Source organism: Winogradskyella vidalii (assembly GCF_013403955.1).
In the GTDB taxonomy this organism is placed as follows: domain Bacteria; phylum Bacteroidota; class Bacteroidia; order Flavobacteriales; family Flavobacteriaceae; genus Winogradskyella; species Winogradskyella vidalii.
Window position 1 is genome coordinate 1 of sequence record NZ_JABFDG010000033.1, and the last position, 2,121, is coordinate 2,121.

Genomic DNA, 2,121 nt, shown 5'->3' on the forward strand with positions numbered 1-2,121 from the left:
AAAACTATTCCAGGTATAGGAAATAAAACCGCAGTAATGCTATTGGTTTTAACCGATGGATTTGATCGTTTTAAAAGCGGTAGCGAATTGTGTAGTTATGCTGGATTAACCCCTGTAGTTAGAAAGAGTGGGAGTAGTGTAAATGGACGGCCTCGTATCAGTAAAATAGGAAATCAGAAACTACGTAATCTGTTATTTATGTGCAGCTTTAATGCTTGTAAATACAATAAAGCATGTCGTGATATTTATGAGAGAATAGTAGCAAAAGGAAAGAGTAAAAAATTGGCATTGATAGCGGTGTGTAATAAACTATTAAAACAGGCTTTTGCTATAGCAAAATCAGGTTTAATATATGATGATACATATAGAAGTACTTTAGTGAAAAATTAGTGCATTTTTACTTGTTTTTTACCACAGTACTTTGTTGTGTGTTCGTTTTTTTTACACCATTAACCAAGCTTCCTTTATAAAAGTCAGTTTAGCATTTTCAATGAATTCACTCATCGATGTCTGATTGTCGGCTGATTCATTTTTTAATTCCAATAGAATTATCTGCGGATAAATTCGTTCAGGCATATTGACAAACATTCGAAACTTTTTAATTTTTGGTGATTTGTTTAAAAAAGTCAATTCTTCCAAATCCCAAATTTTGAAATATTTTTCGCTTATCAAATCTGGATATACAATTCCTTTTTCGAAAATCGAGCGTAATTTATTGTCATTTAGGTTTATTTCAACCACTCTGTTTCCAAAACTAATTTCATTCGCATTTGTAATGAAATTACCATTGTCGTCCAAAGACTCATATTCATTTATGATTTCAATTTTCCCATTAAATGTTTTATGAATTTGTTTTTCATACTCATCTTTAAAAAACTCCTGCGCCCAAAAATCCTCTTGTTCTCCTTGATTTTTAAATGGTGGTTTTAATTCCGATTCTTTTTCAGTAATTGCTTTTTCGGTTTTTGTTTTTGAGGAACAACCAACAGATAAAATCAGAATAAATATTAAAGTCAATTTTTTCATATGGTTTTTCTCAAATGACACACAACGTGTTTGTGTATGTTTAGTTGCGTGGTTTAGCAACTAATTTAGCAAACTTTTACGAACCCGTGAATATTCCGAAGGAATATTCGCAAGTAGGCAAGAAAGAAGCAATTAAATATACGCGGTGTTGGGCACAGTTATTCTATTTCTAGCCTAGCTCTTCTTAAAACTTTTGAACCTACTTCAGTTAACTCTAATTCAGAATAGCTATCGCCTTTTTGTCCGGTAGAAAATAGCCCTAATTTAATAAAGTATTCTGTTGATTCATTCCAATATGCATTATCAATCCAACCGTGTTCTTTTTCTCCAATTCTATTTATTGTTGTGATAAATTTATCGATTAGCTTTTTTCTTTTGATTTTATTTAAGAGTACTTCAACTTCGTTATCCAAGCTAATTTTGTCAACGTCAAAGTCGGGCAATTCATTTTCTATATTTGAATTATTCATTTTCAAATTATCAATTTCATTTTCTAATTCCGAAATTTCTATCATTAGTCTTTTTTTTATTTCTCGCTCACTTTCTAGTTTAGTTTCAATTCGACTGTTTTCATTACGAAGTTTTTCATAAGTTTCTTTCAAAACGATTGACTTACTATCCGTAATTTTATAAATCCAAGGCGTAATACGTTTTTCAGAATAATTTGTGATAAACCTTGAAATCGCTAAAAGTATATATGTTAATATTAAAAGTCCGAAAGCCCATAGGATAGAGGTGAATAGATTCTCTATAAATCCGTTTTCTGAGTAATAGGATTTTATGTATGCAATTTTATTCGCGAGTTTATATTCAGAATCAAAATTGAAAAGGGTATATATTAAATCCCAGTTTCTAATTATCCAAACTATCAAATATGTTCCTAAAAAAGGATTTCGTGTTTTTTCCTTAAAATTATCACGAAATGAAATTAGAAAGTCTTTTATCATAGTATTGTTTTAATTGTGCCCAACGCTACGGCTATGGTTTCGTTGCGAAACGATAGTCAGCGTATTTCGGGTTGCAGGACTAAAGATAGCAAAAGCGAATGAATTTTCCAGAGGAAAATTCGGACGCAATGAACTATAGGCAATGTTA

At 30.9% G+C, this 2,121-nt stretch carries 3 protein-coding genes; 1 reads left to right on the forward strand and 2 read right to left on the reverse strand.

Annotated features, from left to right (window positions below; all coding sequences use genetic code 11):
- Positions 1–390 (forward strand): transposase (locus HM982_RS18320; RefSeq protein ID WP_179354731.1); only part of this gene is annotated, 390 nt, incomplete at its 5' end.
- Between the two features lie 51 nt (positions 391–441).
- On the opposite strand, the gene HM982_RS18325 is transcribed toward HM982_RS18320, so the two are convergent.
- Entirely contained in the window at positions 442–1,026 is a 585-nt protein-coding gene (locus tag HM982_RS18325; RefSeq protein ID WP_179354767.1) for a hypothetical protein, read from the reverse strand.
- A 158-nt stretch (positions 1,027–1,184) separates the two neighbouring features.
- The gene (locus HM982_RS18330) at positions 1,185–1,973 is read right to left on the reverse strand and encodes a hypothetical protein (protein WP_179354768.1); all 789 of its coding nucleotides are present in this window, start codon (positions 1,971–1,973) and stop codon (positions 1,185–1,187) included.
- Positions 1,974–2,121 lie beyond the last annotated feature (148 nt).

Excerpts from the sequence above, each read along its gene's own strand:
- HM982_RS18325 (WP_179354767.1), bottom strand. The coding sequence starts at position 1,026 with ATGAAAAAATTGACTTTAATATTTATTCTGATTTTATCTGTTGGTTGT.
- HM982_RS18330 (WP_179354768.1), bottom strand. The coding sequence starts at position 1,973 with ATGATAAAAGACTTTCTAATTTCATTTCGTGATAATTTTAAGGAAAAA.